Origin of the sequence: Candidatus Flexicrinis affinis, from assembly GCA_016716525.1 — a bacterium.
GTDB classification, from domain to species: domain Bacteria; phylum Chloroflexota; class Anaerolineae; order Aggregatilineales; family Phototrophicaceae; genus Flexicrinis; species Flexicrinis affinis.
This window is the reverse complement of the sequence record JADJWE010000001.1, coordinates 767,070-784,450: the sequence shown is the minus strand read 5'-3', so window position 1 is coordinate 784,450 and position 17,381 is coordinate 767,070. Positions and strand designations below refer to the sequence as shown.

Annotated in this window: 17 protein-coding genes; 13 read left to right on the top strand and 4 right to left on the bottom strand. The window is 60.7% G+C overall.

Annotated elements, in window-relative coordinates:
• Positions 1-120 precede the first annotated feature (120 nt).
• The 4 genes from pdxS (at position 121) to IPM16_03190 (ending at position 4,455) form a co-directional block, all read left to right on the top strand.
• Positions 121-1,032 (top strand): pyridoxal 5'-phosphate synthase lyase subunit PdxS, encoded by a 912-nt coding sequence (gene pdxS, locus IPM16_03205; GenBank protein MBK9122117.1) that lies wholly within the window; start codon positions 121-123, stop codon positions 1,030-1,032.
• 197 nt (positions 1,033-1,229) lie between these two features.
• Entirely contained in the window at positions 1,230-2,504 is a 1,275-nt protein-coding gene (locus tag IPM16_03200; GenBank protein MBK9122116.1) for an ABC transporter substrate-binding protein, read from the top strand.
• 83 nt (positions 2,505-2,587) lie between these two features.
• Positions 2,588-3,574, top strand: a complete 987-nt coding sequence (locus tag IPM16_03195) for a sugar ABC transporter permease (protein MBK9122115.1) — start codon at positions 2,588-2,590, stop codon at positions 3,572-3,574.
• A gap of 86 nt (positions 3,575-3,660) precedes the next feature.
• Positions 3,661-4,455 (top strand): carbohydrate ABC transporter permease, encoded by a 795-nt coding sequence (locus IPM16_03190; protein ID MBK9122114.1) that lies wholly within the window; start codon positions 3,661-3,663, stop codon positions 4,453-4,455.
• An 85-nt stretch (positions 4,456-4,540) separates the two neighbouring features.
• Here IPM16_03190 and IPM16_03185 read toward each other — a convergent pair whose 3' ends face one another.
• The 4 genes from IPM16_03185 to IPM16_03170 form a co-directional block, all read right to left on the bottom strand.
• A complete protein-coding gene (locus IPM16_03185) occupies positions 4,541-5,467 on the bottom strand; it encodes a carbohydrate ABC transporter permease (GenBank protein ID MBK9122113.1) in 927 nt (308 codons plus the stop codon).
• Positions 5,468-5,476: 9 nt separating this feature from the next.
• Positions 5,477-6,481, bottom strand: coding sequence for a sugar ABC transporter permease (locus tag IPM16_03180; protein MBK9122112.1), 1,005 nt, complete (start codon positions 6,479-6,481; stop codon positions 5,477-5,479).
• A gap of 73 nt (positions 6,482-6,554) precedes the next feature.
• Positions 6,555-8,036, bottom strand: a complete 1,482-nt coding sequence (locus tag IPM16_03175) for an extracellular solute-binding protein (protein ID MBK9122111.1) — start codon at positions 8,034-8,036, stop codon at positions 6,555-6,557.
• Positions 8,037-8,177: 141 nt separating this feature from the next.
• A complete protein-coding gene (locus tag IPM16_03170; protein MBK9122110.1) occupies positions 8,178-8,948 on the bottom strand; it encodes a GntR family transcriptional regulator in 771 nt (256 codons plus the stop codon).
• Positions 8,949-9,047: 99 nt separating this feature from the next.
• Between IPM16_03170 and xylB the strand changes: the two genes are divergently transcribed.
• The 9 genes from xylB (at position 9,048) to IPM16_03125 (ending at position 17,226) form a co-directional block, all read left to right on the top strand.
• Positions 9,048-10,574 carry a xylulokinase gene (gene xylB / locus IPM16_03165; protein ID MBK9122109.1) on the top strand — a complete coding sequence of 509 codons (1,527 nt, stop codon included), beginning with the start codon at positions 9,048-9,050 and terminating at the stop codon, positions 10,572-10,574.
• 15 nt (positions 10,575-10,589) lie between these two features.
• Complete coding sequence (locus IPM16_03160) at positions 10,590-11,528, top strand: shikimate dehydrogenase (protein ID MBK9122108.1); 939 nt, start codon at positions 10,590-10,592, stop codon at positions 11,526-11,528.
• A gap of 15 nt (positions 11,529-11,543) precedes the next feature.
• Positions 11,544-12,218: a bifunctional 4-hydroxy-2-oxoglutarate aldolase/2-dehydro-3-deoxy-phosphogluconate aldolase gene (locus IPM16_03155; protein ID MBK9122107.1), complete on the top strand. Its 675-nt coding sequence runs from the start codon at positions 11,544-11,546 to the stop codon at positions 12,216-12,218.
• Positions 12,219-12,231: 13 nt separating this feature from the next.
• Positions 12,232-12,903, top strand: a complete 672-nt coding sequence (locus tag IPM16_03150; protein ID MBK9122106.1) for a hypothetical protein — start codon at positions 12,232-12,234, stop codon at positions 12,901-12,903.
• A complete protein-coding gene (locus IPM16_03145) occupies positions 12,904-13,479 on the top strand; it encodes a glucose-6-phosphate isomerase (GenBank protein ID MBK9122105.1) in 576 nt (191 codons plus the stop codon).
• Between the two features lie 12 nt (positions 13,480-13,491).
• A complete protein-coding gene (locus IPM16_03140) occupies positions 13,492-14,493 on the top strand; it encodes a phosphoglycerate dehydrogenase (protein MBK9122104.1) in 1,002 nt (333 codons plus the stop codon).
• Complete coding sequence (locus tag IPM16_03135; protein ID MBK9122103.1) at positions 14,490-15,485, top strand: aldo/keto reductase; 996 nt, start codon at positions 14,490-14,492, stop codon at positions 15,483-15,485. The genes IPM16_03140 and IPM16_03135 overlap by 4 nt, the downstream gene beginning before the upstream one ends.
• Positions 15,486-15,504: 19 nt before the next feature.
• Positions 15,505-15,921: a VOC family protein gene (locus IPM16_03130; GenBank protein MBK9122102.1), complete on the top strand. Its 417-nt coding sequence runs from the start codon at positions 15,505-15,507 to the stop codon at positions 15,919-15,921.
• Positions 15,922-16,092: 171 nt separating this feature from the next.
• Positions 16,093-17,226, top strand: a complete 1,134-nt coding sequence (locus IPM16_03125) for a glycosyltransferase family 4 protein (GenBank protein MBK9122101.1) — start codon at positions 16,093-16,095, stop codon at positions 17,224-17,226.
• Positions 17,227-17,381 lie beyond the last annotated feature (155 nt).

Sequence of the window (17,381 nt, the reverse complement as noted above, 5' to 3'; positions counted from 1 at the left end):
CGACTTTCAAACAACTCTCAGCGAAAACCGGTGGCATTGGTAATACGTGGACATACAGTTGAACCGCATGGTTTCGTAGCCTAGGGTGGAAGGACCGAGAGAGTACACAGGTTGCGAAGAATGTCTACACACACCAACGGGCACAATACCGGAGAGACCGGCACCGAGACGGTCAAGCGCGGGCTGGCGCAGATGCTAAAGGGCGGCGTCATCATGGACGTCGTCACCCCTGAACAGGCCAAGGTCGCGGAAGACGCGGGCGCGGTCGCCGTCATGGCGCTCGAGCGCATCCCGGCGGACATCCGTGCGCACGGTGGCGTCGCGCGCATGAGCGACCCTGACATGATCGAAGGCATCATGAAGGCCGTCACGATCCCCGTGATGGCGAAGGCGCGCATCGGCCATTTCGTCGAAGCGCAGATCCTCGAAGCGATCGGCATCGACTATGTCGACGAGAGCGAAGTGCTCACCCCCGCCGACGAGGAGCACCACATCAACAAGCACAAGTTCAAGATCCCGTTCGTCTGCGGGGCGCGCAATTTGGGCGAGGCGCTGCGCCGTATCGCTGAAGGCGCGGCAATGATCCGCACCAAGGGCGAGGCCGGCACCGGCGATGTCGTGGAAGCGGTGCGCCATGCGCGCACGATGCTCGGCGAAATCCGCCGCCTGACCTCGTTGGACGAGGATGAGATGTTCACGTTCGCCAAGAATATCCAAGCGCCGTACGCGCTGGTTAAGGAGACGGCCGAACTCGGCCGCCTGCCGGTCGTCAACTTCGCCGCCGGCGGCGTGGCGACGCCTGCAGACGCCGCACTGATGATGCAGCTTGGTGTCGACGGCGTGTTCGTCGGCAGCGGCATATTCAAGAGCGGCGACCCGGCCAAGCGCGCCAAGGCGATCGTCGAGGCGGTCACTCACTTCAACAACCCGGACGTGTTGGCGAAGGTCAGCCGGAACCTCGGCGAGGCGATGGTCGGCATCAGCGTCAATTCGATGACCGAGCAGCAGAAGATCGCCCAGCGCGGCTGGTAACGCTTCCGCACCACTAGACGTTAATGCGTGAACCGCCGGGCCTTATGGGTCCGGCGGTTCTGTTATTGAGGCCAAGTCCAACGTTGTGTTCGGTCTCCTCAAGTTAGTAGCCGAGCATAGGTCCGGGGTCTATAATCTGCGCTGTGCACCGGGGCAGTTTGTGGAATGTCGGCCAATTCCTTGGAGGATGTTTCGACATGAAGAATCGGATGCTACTCATCGCTATGCTCGTCTTTGCGCTGGTCGTTCCCCTTGGGGCGGTGCAGGCGCAGGACGCTACAGTCGTGCAAATCTTCTTCCCCATCGCCGTCGATAGCCCGGTAACGCAGATCCTCGATGGATACGCCGCAGCGTATGAAGCGGACAATCCCGGTGTCGACATCCAATGGTCGTTCGAAGGCGGCTACGCGGACGTCAAGAACCGTTTGCTAACCGTCAAGGAAGGTGGCGGCGATCTGCCGGCCCTCGCGATCATGCTGGCCACCGACATCTACGACCTCGTCAACGCCGAAGCTATCCAGTCGTGGGACGCATTTGCGTCCGAGGAGTACCTCGCCGACTTCACGCCGACGTGGCTAACCAACAGCTACTACGACTATGACGGCGACGGCACCGGCGAACTCTACGGTCTGCCTTTCCAGCGGTCGACCGTGCTGCTGTACTACAACGCCGACTTGCTCGCCGAGGCAGGATTGAGCGTCCCGGCAAACTGGGAAGAACTCGCCTCTGCGGCGCAGGCGCTCACCACCGATGCCCGCGAGGGCATCCTGATCCCGAACAGTTGGCCGTATTGGGTCTTCCAGCCGTTCGCCGCGGGCGCAGGCCAGAACATCGTGTCGGAGAGCGATGTCGAGGTGTTCTTCGATAACGAAGGCGTCATCAGCGCATTGCAATACTGGATCGACCTGTATCAAGCCTACGGCGCCACCCCCGACGGCGTGCAGGATAACTGGGGCGACGCGCCCGGTCTGTTCGCCGATGGCTCGACGGCAATGATCGTGCACAGCAGCGGCTCGCTGCGCAGCATCCTCAGTAACGCTGACTTCACCGTTGGCGTGAGCGGCGTGCCGGGCAAAGATGGCGGCGCATTCACCGTTACCGGCGGCGGCAACATGTACCTTGTGGCCGGCATCGATGACGCGACCGCGCAGGCGGCGTGGGACTTCGTGCAGTGGCTGACCGCTCCCGAGCAAACTGTCGATTGGAGCATCCAGACCGGCTACTACAACACGCGCGACAGCGGCTTCGAGCTTGACGCGTGGACGGAATATGCCGCGGCCAACCCGCAGGTCGACGAAGCCCGTTCGATGCTGGATTCGGCCGTGCGTGAATTTTCGGTCCAGTCGCTCAATGACGTCCGCACTCTGCTGCACACGCAAATCCTCGCCGTCCTGAACGGTGAAGTCGCTCCGGCCGATGCCATGGCGACTGCACAAGAAGGCGCCGACTCGATCCTCGCGATCTTCAAGTAACCTGATTCGGGCAGGGGGCAGTACACCCCCTGCCCGTCACGTTTCCTCGGTCGTCCTCCGCATCGCGACGAAACGGTGACCTGATGGCTGCACACCAATGGACCCCGCGCTGGCGTGGCAAGCGGGTGAGTCCGCTGCCGTATCTACTGATTCTGCCGACGCTGGTGTTCGTCGTGTTGTTCACGATCTACCCGACGTTTCAGGTCATCCGCAGCAGTCAGGTCTACTACCACCCCAGCCGCCCTGACCGGGCGCGCGAAACTGATCTCAACCTGCCGGGCATTGAGGTAGAGAGTCGAAGCATACGCGGCCCGCATGATGTCGGGCTTGCGTACTTCCGTGCCATGTTCGACCCCTCGACCGACGAGGGTGCGATCTTCTTCCGCGTGTTGGGCAATACGCTTCTATACGCCGTAGTCACGGTGTCGGCCAGTATGGCGCTCGCGTTCCTGTTTGCGATGATGGTCAACCGCGCCGCGAAATGGATCGGGTTGGCGCGTGTCGCGCTGTTCTACCCGACCATGCTGCCGATGGTCAGTGCCGCGACGATCTGGCTGTTCTTCTTCACACCCGACTACGGCCTGTTTAACAGCGCGCTGCAAGTGTTTGGCTACTCCGGCCCGCAGAACTGGGTCATCAACAAGGACCTTGCGCTCGGATCGTTGATAATCGTGGCGATCTGGAAGGACGCGGGCTACCTGATGATCTTCTACTTGGCGGGCATGCAGAACCTGCCGGCAGAGATTTACGAAGCGGCGGACCTCGACGGCGCAAGCTGGTGGGTCAAGACGGTGCGAATCACCCTGCCGCTGCTGCGCCGCACGACTCTGTTCGTCAGCGTGGTGGCAGTCATCAGCGCGTTTCAGAACATCGACCACGCGCTGGTGTTGACGTATCAGCTCGTCTCCGGAGAGGCCGACCTGCTGCTGTACGAGATCTACAAACAGCGGTTCATCCTGCAAAACTACGGGTTCGCCAACGCGCTGACCGTCGTCATGATCCTGCTGCTGCTCGTATTCACGCTGAGCAACTTCTTCCTCTCCGAACGTTCGACCGAGGCACGCGCATGAGCATTGCCACCGTGAGCGCTCGACCGGCCAAACCGCGCAGCTATTCAAAGTGGTTCGTCAATGGGCTGACGGTCGCGCTGTGCATCATGTGGGCGATCCCGGTGCTGTGGGCGATCGTCGTATCTCTGCGGCCGCGAAACGACGCGCTCGGGCGCGGCGACATCTGGTTCGGCCAGTACCTAACCACCGAGAGCTATCAGATCGTCAACGAACTGGCCCCGTTCTTCCCGCGAATCGAAGACGGCCGACTGACCGGATCGTACTACCAGAACACGCTGCAGTATGTGCTGACGACCCTCGGCGTGCAGCTCGTCACGATCCCGCTTGCGGCGTTTGCGTTCGTGCATTTCGAATTCCCGGGCAAGAAGATTCTGTTCTACTTGATTCTCGCCCAGATGATGATTCCCACGGCCAGCCTTCTCGTGCCGAACTTCGTGACGATTCGCGAGCTGGGCCTGTACGACACGACGCTGGCAATCGCGATTCCGTACTTCGGCTCGGCGTTCGGGACGTTCCTGATGCGCCAGGCATTCCTCGAAGTCCCGACCGAGCTGGTCGAGGCCGGGCAAATCGACGGGTGCCGCTGGTATCACCTGCTCTGGCACGTCTATCTGCCGCCGAGCCGGCCGACGTTGATCGCGTTCGGGCTGGTCAGTGTGAGCTTCCACTGGAATTCGCTGCTGTGGCCGCTGGTCGTCACCAGCGACAACGCCCGCCCGCTGACGATGGGCTTGCTGCGTTTCACACAGTTGACCGACATCGGCGCGCAGTGGAGCCTGATCATGGCGGCGACGTTGATCATCGTGGCGCCGCTGCTGTTGATCTTCCTGATCTTCCAGCGCCAGTTCATCCAGAGCTTCATGCACTCAGGGATTAAGTAGGCGCCTCCGGAATTCGGAACAAGAGACCGGCCCTGCCTTTTTCGGCAGGGCCGGTTGATTCATACCGTCTCGGTCGGAGCGATGCCTACCCCTTGATCGCTCCCGAGACCAAGCCGCGCGTGATGTACCGCTGCAGCGCAAGGCCGATCAGCACCACCGGCGCCACGGCTGTCAGCGTCAGCGCGGAGATAAACCACCACTGAATGCCGCGTGTATTGTTCTGTCCGGCGATGAGCACCGGCATCGTGATGGCCTCGTAATTCGTGAGCATCAACGCGTACAAGTACTCGTTCCACGAGAACACAAACGAGAAGATGGCGACCGCCACGAGGCCCGGCGCGCTCAACGGCAGTACGATGCGGATGAAGGCCACCCAGCGCGTCGCGCCGTCGATCATTGCGCTTTCTTCAAGCTCTTCGGGCAGGCCGTTGAAGAAGTCGCGCATGATCCACACGGCGAATGGTACGTTGAACATCGTGTAGGCGAGGATCAGGCCGAAGTGCTTATCGACGAGCCCCAGCGTCGAGTACAGCAGCAGAAACGGCACCACGAACAACGCCGGCGGCAGGAACCGGTTCGACACGATCCAAAACGCGATGTTGTCGTTGTCCCAGCCCAAGCGCGCCCAGTAGTACCGGAAGCGCGACAGGCCGTAGCCAGCCATTGAGCCGATGATGATCGAGAAGATCATGCTGCCGGTCGCCGCAATCAAGCTGTTGCGAAAGTGACGCACGACCTCGTCGCGGTCACGCGTGAATAGATCGTTCCAATGCTGCAGCGTCGGCGTGAAGTCGCCCGGCGTCTTGAACGGCTCTTGTTCGCCGTCCTCGTTGGTCACCGTTATAAACGGCAGTTCGAACTGCGGCACGTAGCGCGGCCCACGGCTGACGGCGATCTGGGTCTTAAACGAAGTCGAGAGCATCCAATAGAACGGGAACAGGACGATAAAGCACCAGAAGATCACGATGCCGTACAGCGCGACCGAATGGAGGAAGCTGCGATTGCGTCTCATGCTGGCCTCCTATCGGGGCGTGATGCGTCGCATGCCGGCGAGGAACACGGTGGCGAACAGGATGACCGTCGCCAGCAGCGCAAACGAGATCGACGCGGCATAGCCGTAGTTGCCGAACGTCAACGCCGTGTCGAAGATGTACATCGTTAGCGACTCGGTCGCGTTGCCCGGTCCGCCGCCTGTCGTCACCATGATAATGTCGATGATCTTGAAGATTTCGAGGCCGCGGATCAGGATGACCGTCGCCGAAATCGGGAGCAGAATCGGGAAGGTAATGCTGCGCAGAATCTGCAGCGAATTCGCCCCGTCAACTTTGGCCGCCTCGTACAATTCGTCGGGGATGGTCTGCATGCCGGCAAGCAGCAGCAATGTGACGAACGGAATCCACTGCCAACTGTCGATCAGCACCATAGTGACCGGCGCCCACCCCGCGTCGGTCAGCCACGGGATGCGAACGACAGCGTCATCCAGAAATGTCCCCGGAAGGATCGCACCGATACCTTGCAACGTGTCGGTGAGCGTGCGCTGGAACTGCGCCAGCGGCGAAATGCTCGAGTCGAACATCATGCGCCCGGCATACGCCGCCGCCACCGGGCTCATCATCATCGGCATGAGGAAGATCACCCTGACGATGCTGCGCCCTCGGAAGTCTTGATTGAGCACCATCGCGAGGCCAAAGCCGATGACGTACTGTATGGTCACACCTGAAAACACAAAGACAAGCGTATTGCGTATTGTCGAATGCAGGCGTTGATCGCTGAACATGCGCTGATAGTTTTGAAGCGTGATGTTGAACCCGAGGCCAAGAAACCCGGAGTCCTCGCCTGCTTCAGCCGCAGCAGCGGCACCGCGGTTGTCGCCACGCTGGATATCGGTGACGCTCATGCCCAGCGACCACAGCAGCGGGAAGATCGAAAGCGCCAGCAAAATTATGATCGCCGGCGAAAGAAAAACGCGTTTCATCACAACATTTCGGTCGAACGGTGCATCTCCGGCTTTTGCTTGGCGCGCCATATTAGGTTCCTCCGTGGGATGAAGAGTTGGGGTGTGCTAGATGCACACCCCAACGGCCAACTATTCTGAACGGCTACTCGCCGTAACCCACGGAGGCGCGATACTGCGCAAGCTGTTCTTCGCGACCAAGACGGTCAGTGATGTCGTTCCACTGCGCGGCCACGTTGTCGAGTGCCTCCTGCGCGGTGATCTCACCGACCAGCGCACGGGCGACTTCGGTATCGAGGACGCTCAGGTACTCGGCGCTGCCGCGGATACGGATGTCGAGCACATAGTTCGGGTGCGAGATGCCTTCGAGGATGGCGCTGAGGTAGTCCACGGCGCCCTCTTCATCGAAGCCGGACTCGACCCACAGCGAGACGTCTTCGACGTTAAGCTGGCTGTAACGCGACGGGTTGATACCCGTGTCGGGGATGGTCGCGAGCTGGCGGACCAATTCCGGACGCGCCATGAAGGCTGCAAAGTCGAGCGCAGCTTCCTTGACATCGCTGTCCGCGGCCACGCCGATGATCCAGCCACCGAACGCGATAAACGGAGCGCGATTAACGCCACTTTCCGGCGTTACCCACGCATCCGCCTGCGAATCCCAGTATTCGGTACCACCGGGCAGCGGTGCAAAGCCGGTATCACCGACGATGACCGACGCGTCAGGGTTGTACGAAATCGGGCCCACGTCGCCCCAGTCGATGTTGAAGACGCTAATGCCCGCCGGGAACTGAACGCGCGTGTCCGCCACGTCCCAGTTGATCATTTCTTCCGGGCCGAGGGCGCGCAGCGCGACGTATTCTTCCAGCGCGCGCACGAAGCCGGGGTTGTTGACCTCAGGCGTCATATCGGCGCAGTCGAAGAAGAAGCACGGATTGCCCGGGGTCTTGGCATAGCCGGCCGCGTGCGACAGATACACCCAGTAGCTCTGGGCATTACGACGCTGGGCTTCGGCGACACCGTAGATCGGCAGCATTTCGCCCGCGGTCTCAACCTCACGGCCGTTGAAGAACGTCGCGATGTCGAAGTACTGATCCCAAGTCTGGGGCTCATCGAGCGGATAGCCATACTCGGCCTCGAATTCAGCGGCGTACGGGCTTTCCGGGTTCACCAGATCCTTGCGGTAGTACATCATGTGCGAGTCACCGTCGTACGGAAGTGCATATACGGTGTCGCCCCACGCCGTGATCCGGTCGGCATACAGCGGGATGATGTCGTCCGGCTCAAGGGCATCGAGTAATTCTTGCGGCATCGGTTCAAGGTAGCCCGGGGCCATGAAGTCGCCTGCCCAGTCGGCCGGGAAGATCATCATGTCATAGTCGATCGAACCGGTCTCAAAGGCGGTGATCATCTTCTCGTACAGCTCGCCAAAGGCAAACTGCTGAAGCTGCACGTCGGCGCCAGTCATCGCTTCCCACTCGGGGGCAAAGTCCTCGACCGGTCCGCCGATCGAACGGCCAGTCTGGGTGACGACGACGATGGTCTGGCCGGCAAACTCGCCCTGCGCGGTAACGCCGAGGCTCAGCACGAGCAGTGCCGCGACGAAGACAAAGACAGTGAATTTACGCATTGTAGATCTCCTGTGCACAGTACTTGAGGTATTGCTGGTAGGAACGTTCGGACAAGATCGCTTCAACTAGGAACTCCATTCACTCAATCCGTCAGGGTGAACACCGCGGATGGCTCCGGCAGTGGTGCTCTCGTACATGAATTACGGACGTGACCGCGCGACCTCGATCTCAAACCGGGCACGGTCGCTGCGGTGGACGGCGTGGTAGTACTCAATCGGCGTGCCGTCTGCGAGGAAACTGACGCTGTCTACCACCAACAGCGGGGCACCGATCGGCACTTCGAGCAGGCCCGACTCCTCTTCGTTGGCGAGTACCGCTTCGATAATCCGTTTCCCTCGTGCGATCTCGAGGCCGTACTTCTCGCGCATGTGTCCATACAACGACCGATGTGTCAGATCGGCATCCAATACGGATGGACACGATGCATACGGAAGGTAATTCGACACCAGTTGGATCGGAATGCCGTTGACATAACGAACTCGCCGCAGTTCGATCACGTCGGTGCTGGCACTGATTTCGAGGTTGCGGGCGACCTTGACGGTCGGTTTGACCCGCTGCTGCAACAGCACGCGAGACACGGGCGTGTAGCCCTTAGCGACCATGTCTTCGTGGAAACCGGACACGCTGCCTACAAGCCCTTCGGGGATCTTGGGCTCGGCCACGAACGTGCCTTTGCCCATGACGCGCAGAATCAATCCGTCACGCAGCAGTTGATCGAGCGCCTGACGGATCACCGTGCGGCTAACGCCGAACAGCTCGCATAGGCGCGGTTCGCCGGGGAGCTGGTCGCCGGGGCGCATTGACGCGCCGATAATCTGCTCGATCGCCTGATATACCTGCACGTGATACGGGACCGGCTTAAGTGGGTCTATACGATGGTTGGCAAAGACTGTGTCGCGGGCATCTAACACTTGTTATAGCCCCTAATGACTTGTAATTACAGGTTGCGTGGAATATACTGTACACGGCATACGATTGTCAAGCAGTTCGTTCTATGCGAGACACGCATCATGGCCCAATTCATCATCGCGCATGACCTCGGCACAACCGGCAACAAGGCGACTTTATACGATCGCGAGGGCCGGCTCGTCGGCGCGAACTTCTACCCTTACCAAACCGAATATGCGCACACCGGATGGGCCGAGCAGAATCCGGACGATTGGTGGAAGGCCGTTTGCCAATCCACGCAGCGGCTGCTCGCCGAAACGCGCGTTGCCAAAAACGACATCGCCTGCATCACCTTCAGTGGGCAGATGATGGGCGCAGTCCCGCTTGATCGAGACGCCCGCCCGCTGCGCAACGCCATTATCTGGGCCGACCAGCGCTCGCTGGCGCAAGAGAAATGGATCGGGGAGCGGGTCGCATTCGAGGATGTCTACCGTATCACAGGGCATCGCCTCAGCGCGTCGTACTCATTGGCGAAAATCCTTTGGATTCGCGAGCACCAGCGCGACCTCTACGACCGCACTTACAAGTTCGTCCACGCCAAAGACTCAATCGTCGCGCGCCTGACGGGGGAATTCGTCACCGATCCCTCGGACGGGTCGAGTATGAACCTGTACGACCTCGGCACCGGTACCTGGTCGGCGGCGATCCTCGATGCCGTTGGCCTCCCGATCGAAAAACTACCGGCGCTTCGGCAGTCGGTCGAGGTGGTTGGTGCGGTGCTGCCGGGCATAGCCGACGAGGTCGGTGTCGCCGCTGGCACGCCAGTCGTCATCGGCGGCGGTGATGGCGCATGTGCGGCGGCAGGCGCCGGTGTTATCCGCGAAGGCTCTGCTTACAACTACGTTGGCTCGTCGTCATGGATTGCCGTGTCGACGCCCAAGCCGATTTTCGACCCGCAGTTCCGGACGTTTACCTTCGGCCACGTCATCCCCGACATGGTCATGCCAACCGGCACGATGCAGGCCGCAGGCGCGTCATACCAGTGGACGCGTGACCAACTCGCGACCTTCGAAAAGGAGGCAGCAAGCCGGCTTGGCATCAGCAGCTACGAGCTCATCAATCTCGAGATCGAAAAGATCGCCCCCGGTGCAGAGGGGCTTTTCTACCTCCCCTACCTGCTTGGGGAGCGGAGCCCGCGCTGGAATCCGCATGCGCGCGGCGGATTCGTCGGATTGACGATACGACACACGCGCGCGCACATGCTTAGGGCTGTGTTGGAAGGCGTCACGATGAACCTGCGCGTCATTCTCGATGCGTTTCGTGCTCAGGGTACCCACATTGACGCGATGCGCGTGATCGGCGGAGGCGCGGCCGGGCGGGTCTGGAATCAAATCATGGCCGACGTCTACGGCATCCCGATTCACCGTCTCGCGATCCTCGAAGAAGCGACTTCGATGGGCGCGGCGTTGGTCGGCGGCGTCGGGGTCGGCCTGTACCCCGGCTTCGAGATGATCGAATCGATGAACCAAATCGCGTCGACGGTTAGGCCAAATCCGGCGGCGCAAGCAACATACGAGCGCGCCTACCCGATCTTTAACCGGCTTTACGAGGCGCTAGAACCGATCTACGACGAGATCGCCGCGATGTAACCTAAGGGTGCCCCCATGCTTGCGCCACAGCGTCAACCCACCATGTACTTCATCGGGGTGACAACCACCAAATCATCCATTATGAGCGTCTTCCCGAAATGGTCTGAGATCCTCGGGTTGGGTGCGCAGATCGTCGGTTACGACGCGCCCATTCACGCGCCGGCGGACACTTATCGTTCGATCGTCGAGCACATTCGCGACGACCCGATGACCCGTGGCGCGCTGGTGACAACTCACAAGATCGACCTGCTCGAAGCGTGCCGCGACCTGTTCGACTATCTCGATCCTTACGCAGATATCTGTGGCGAAATCTCGTCAATTTCAAAGCAGGACGGCAAACTGTGCGGGCACGCCAAAGACCCGATATCGTCCGGCTTGGCACTCGACCACTTCATTCCAGCCGACCACTGGCGCCAGAGCGGCGGGCATGTATTATGCCTCGGGGCCGGCGGCGCGGCGATTGCGATTAGCATCTTCCTTGCCGAACGGTCGAACACGGGGGAGTATCCTCCACGCATGATCATGGCGGACATCGCGCAGGAACGGATTGACGCGCTGAAGGAGATTCACACGCGGCTGAATACGCCGATCGAGTTCGAGTATCGGTTGACCCAGTCCGCTGCCGAAAACGATCGGCTCATGGCAGATCTGCCCGCGGGATCGCTGGTCATTAATGCCACCGGCCTCGGCAAGGATCGCCCCGGCTCGCCGATCTCCGACGCTGGGGCGTTCCCGCTTGGCGGCTACGTGTGGGAGTTGAACTACCGCGGCGCGCTCGACTTCATGCACCAAGCAGAACGGCAAGCCGCACAGCGCGGTTTAGTGATCGAAGACGGTTGGGTTTATTTCCTGCACGGTTGGACACAAGTCATCGCCGAAGTGTTCCACCTGCAGCTCACACCCGATGTGTTCAAGCGCCTCGACGAAGCGGCATCTGCTCTTCGCCCAAGTTAACAAGGAACTTCAAACATGGCTCAGTTCGATCGCATGACTGTCTACAACACCATCCTTCAAGACGGTATGGTCCCGCTGTTCTACCACCCGGACGCCGACGTCGCACAGAAGGTCGTCGGCGCGCTGTCGACCGGGGGAAGCCACGTCGTCGAGTTCACGAACCGCGGCGACTTCGCGATCGAAGTGTTTTCGCAGCTCGTCAAGTACTGCCGGGCGAATCACCCGACTATGATCGTCGGGGTCGGCTCGGTTGAGGACGAAGCGACCGCGGCGCTGTATGCCGCCCACGGCGCCAACTTCATTATCGGGCCTACGTTCAACGAGGCCGTTGCGCGCATGTGCAATCGGAGGAAGCTGCCGTACGTCCCGGGCTGTGGCGATCTCAACACCATCGCAGCCGCCGAGGAGCACGGCGCCGAGTTCGTCAAGATGTTCCCCGGTAGTGCGGTGGGTGGCCCGGGGTTTGTCAAAGCCGTCCTTGCGCCGCGGCCGTGGAGCAAGATCATGCCGACCGGTGGTGTCACCCCGGACGAAACGAACCTGCGCGAGTGGTTCGATGCCGGCGTGGCGTGTGTCGGCATGGGCAGCCAGCTTATTCAGAGCGGGTGGATCAAGGCCGGCGCATTCGACAAAATCGCAGACCTGACGGCAGCGACGTTGGAGCTGATCCGACGGATTCGCAGTGCATAGGCTGGAGGTCAACATGGAGTTTTGGATAGAGGGCACCCCCGAGCAGGCCATTCAGGCCGCCAACTACGGCCTCGCCGATGCCATCGCGACCAACCCGGCCATCATGGAACGCTGGACGGCCGACGGGCGTACGCTTGAAAATGTCGTCGCCTATGTGTGCAGCAGTGTCGATGTGCCGCTCTACGTGCAGCTTCACGGCCCCACCCCTGACGACTACCTGCGCGAGATGGACAACCTGCGCCGGATTTCACCCAACATCCACCCCAAGCTGATCGCCACGCATGCCGGAATGGCGGCGGCCCGCAGGATCGCTGACGAGGGCCTCAGACCGCTGATCACGACCATTGCGACGCTCAATCAAGCGTATTTGGCAGCTCGCGCCGGTGCGGCCTACGTCGCCCCGTACATCGGGCGTATTCAGGACGCGAACGTGGACGCGTATGGGCTGGTGTCCGACATCGCCACAATGTACGCGCGACACGGCGTCACGACACAAATCGCCGCCGCCTCGATCCGCAGCCCGGAACAAGCCGAAGCCGTCCTCCGCGCTGGCGCACCAGTACTGGTCATGCAGTACGACGTCTTTATGCGGCTGAACGACTCGCCGCTGACACAGGCGTGGATCGAAGGTTTCGAGCAGAATTGGCTCAACATCCCGCACGCTCTGGGCAAGAAAGGGTCATAAATGGCTATCCTGCAACCGTTCAAGACCGAGATTGACCTGAGGACCGGCGTGTTTACGCCCGAGACAGGGATTATCAAGCGCTACCTCAGTCAAATGCGGACGATGTTCGCCGATACCGGCGCTGTCGAGCGCATCCTCGCGGACGAGGGCGACCGCCTGCTGTACGAGGTGTACGTCACGACGCTGCCTGAGGAAGCAGGCCATATCCTGCACTGCACGACCGTCATCCATCCGGGCAAAGTCGGCGACGAGTTCCACATGACGAAAGGGCATTATCACGCTCGGCGGGAAGAAGGCGAGGTGTACCTCGGCCTGTCTGGCGACGGGTGTCTGGTGATGCAAACACAAGAAGGCGCCACCGACGTGCAGTTCATGAAACCGGGCACCGCCGCTTACGTCCCGCCCTATTGGGCGCATCGCACCGTCAACATTGGCACCGTGCCGTTCGTGTTCTTCGCGGCGTGGGCAGGTGATGCCGGCCACGATTACGGGACCATCGAGCGGGACGGGTTTCGCAAGCTAATCCTCGAGGCTGGCGGTCACGTAGAGGTTGCGGACAATCCCAAGTACGGATAAGGCAGATCAACCATGACACACTGGCGCGTGCTGGTCACCACCCGTTCGTTTCGCAAGCTGGACGGCCCGCACCAGCAGATACTGCGTGACGCGGGTTGCGAGATCGTCAACAGCCCGATCGATCACCCCCACTCGGCGGCCGAACTTGCCGACCTGATTGCCGGGATTGACGCGGCTATCCTCGGCGTAGACGATGTGAACGCGGACGTAATGTCACGGGCCGACCGGCTGAAGGTGGTGTCCCGCTATGGCGTGGGGTATGACCGCGTCGACCTCGCAGCGGCAACCGACAGGGGCGTTGTCGTCACCTATACGCCCGGTGGCAACACCAACGCCGTCGCGGAGCTGACCCTCGGGTTCATGCTGGCGCTGGCGCGCAATTTGCCGCGGCAGGATCGCCAGATGCGCCGCGCCGACTGGTCGCTTCTAAAAGGTCGCGAACTTGCCGGAAAGACACTCGGAATCCTCGGCATGGGGCGCATCGGTCAGCGGGTCGCCCAACTTGCATTCGCGTTCGGTATGACGGTTGTCTTCTACGACCCGTATCCGCCGCCTCAAGACATCCTCGAAAGGCTGAACGCGCGGCCATCCTCGGTCGACCAGCTTCTGGCTGACAGCGATATCGTGAGCCTGCACCTGCCTTTGACTGCGGAAACCCGCAGTTTGATCGACCGGGAGCGCCTCGCCCGAATGCGGCCCGGATCGTTCCTCATCAACACCGCGCGCGGCGGCATTGTCGACGAGCAAGCGCTGTTCGAAGCGCTGCAATCGGGCCATCTGGCCGGAGCCGCGTTCGACGCCTTCGCGGTCGAGCCTCCAGCAAACAGTCCGCTGTTAGCGCTCGAGAACTTCATCTCCACGCCGCACGTCGGCTCGTCCACGGAAGAGACGACCCTGCGCATGGGCCTGATGGCATCGCAGAACGCACTGGCCGTGCTCACCGGGCAACGACCGGAACACGTCGCCAATCCTGAGGTGTACGATCGTTTCCTAGAGGAAGGTCGTAGAGCATGAAGACCAAAACAGTCGCATGTACCGATATCCAGTTCTCCGCCGTGGGCTTCGGTTGTTGGGCAGCCGGTGGCAGCGCGATCTGGAATGGAAGCGACGACGAGCAGTCGATCCGCGCGATCCATCGCGCTTTCGAACTCGGCGTAACGTTTTTCGACGTCGCGCCGGTCTACGGGTTCGGTCACGCCGAGACGATCCTCGGGCGCGCACTGAGCGGCAGACGAGACCGTGTCGTGATCGCCAGCAAGTGCGGCCTGAAGTGGAACGCCGATGGTGTGATCGTCAACGACCTGTCGCCTGATCGTATCAGGCAGGAAATCGACGACAGCCTCGATCGGCTCGATACCGATTACATCGACATCTATCAGCTCCACTGGCCCGATCCGTCGACGCCCATTGCGGAGACAATGGCGGTGCTCAACGCAATTCAACAGGCGGGCAAGATTCGCCACATCGGTGTATCGAACTTCTCCGTCGCACAAATGGACGAGGCGCGCCGTTATGGTGAGATCGTGTCGCATCAAGGGCTGTACAACCTGCTTGAGCGCAACCCGGTGCAGTACCACAGCATCCCGCTGGAATACCGCACAGAGGCAGAAATCCTGCCCTACTGTACGCAGCACGGCATGGCGTTCTTCCCGTATAGCCCGCTGTTTCAGGGGCTGCTCACCGACACGTTCAAACGTGCGGGCCAGTTCGACTCACACGATGTCCGCTCCGCCAACCCAAAGCTGTCCGGCTCGAACTTTGACACCTACTATGCGATTCGCCAGAAACTTGTCGCGTTCGCTGCCGAGATCGGCAAACCGCTGAGTCAGGTGGCGATCAACTGGCTGATCCATCAGGACGCCGTGACATCGGTCATTTGCGGCGCGCAATCGCCTGCCCATATCGAGGAGAATGCCGCCAGTGCCACTTGGCAGCTAACCCCTGACATGCTGGCCGAAATCGAGCGCATTCTCGCTCCGTTCCATGACGATGTATACGGACGTTGATGAGGCTGGAGGATAAGAAATGTTCGGCGCCAACCTGCGAGGGCTTCAGCACATCGGCCTGCCGGTGACCGACATCGTCCGGTCGAAAGCCTTCTACGAACGTCTCGGCTTTGTCGAAGCCATGTACCGCGAATTGCCCAGACGTGACGGGATCGTGAAGGTTGTAATGATGCAGCTCGACAAGCTGACTCTCGAACTCTACCAATTGTGCGGCGCAGAGCTGGAGGAAGTTCGGCAGCGCCGGAGCGGCCACATCGACCATGTTGCGCTGGACGTTGCCGATGTCGACGCTGCATTCCGCATCGTGCTAGAAGAGGGGTGGTCTCCGCTCGAGTCCGAGCCGGTGTTTCTGCCATTTTGGGAGAATGGCGTCCGCTACTTCAATATCCTCGGGCCCGATGGCGAGCGCGTAGAGTTCAATCAGCGCATCGTTTAGCCGAAGCTCACGTCGGCGCGCGCGGAACGACGGAATACCCTATAATCCTCGCTGTAGGCAACGGTCTGTGTCATACCTCGCACTCCGTACGAGTGCGAATTCGAACCCCATGTGTCAAGGCGAATGCCATCATGAGCCATCATCCCACACGTCTGGCGGGGGCGTAAGTCAATGCGCGTCAAACTCATCGCCAAGAACGCCGGCGAAATCAGCGGAATCTCAAACTATGCGCGACAACTGCACGCCGCGTATCAGGCGGCTGGCCTGGACTCATCGCTGGATTCGCCCGATCCGACGCCAATTCCGGGTTGGGTAGCGCGCGCTGCAAAGGCGCTCGGCTACGACGTTTCCGCGTTCTTTCGCTCGTACCCCCTGACCGTTCAGGACGCTTCCGATACGATCGTACACCTTACCTCGCAAACGCTGGGCACCACGCTCACTTTTCGGCGTCCGGAACGGACGGTCATTACCGTACACGACATCCTGCCTTACATGCTGCGAAACGTGCCCGAATTGAGCCACTATCGCCACCGTGCGGAGCGCTTCTTCGACTCGCTGGCCATGCGCAACCTCAACAGAGCCGATGCGATCGTCGCCGACTCGGCATATACGAAGCATACGTTGATCGACGTTCTAAATATCAGTGACGAGCGCATTCACGTCGTTCACCTCGGCATCGATCACACGCGCTTTCGCCCTCTTCCAGCGGTCGAACTTGAGAGGAAGCGATTCGGCCTGCCCAACGGCGCGCCGCTCGTGCTGTACGTCGGTTCCGAAGCGCCGCGCAAGAACTTGAGCGCGCTGGTCGACGCGTTTCAGATCGTGCGTGGCGCGCATCCCGACGCGCTGCTGGTCAAAGTCGGCCGGCCGCAGTTCGATGTCGAACGGCAGCGGCTGGTGGAACACGTTAGACGGCGCGGGCTCGCTGACAATGTCGTGTTTCTCGACGAGGTTGGATTCGACGATCTGGTGACGCTGTACAGCATCGCCGATGTGTTCGTGCTGCCATCACTGTACGAGGGTTTCGGGTTTCCAGCGCTGGAAGCCATGGCATGCGGAACGCCGGTCGTCGCCGCCAACACATCGTCTCTGCCCGAATTGGTTGGCGATGCGGCCTTGAGCGTCGACCCGCGAAGCCCGGACCATATTGCGGATGCCATCGTACGCCTGCTCGACTCCGCAGCACTGCGCGCCGACTATTCGAGGCGCGGAAGGGCGCACGTCGGCCAGTTCACATGGGAGCGGACCGCGCACAGCACGCTCGCCGTGTACACCGCGACGTTCGGCCTCGATACAGCGACGTAGCGATCGATAACGAAGTCCCACCTTCCTTACCTGAATCACTCACTCATGAAACTCTCATTTGCGGAACCGCGGGTGACTTAAGATAATACGCATTAGTAATACGTATTATTTGATTGAGAGATTGTTGGCCGTGGTTCGTAAACGCGTTACGCAGC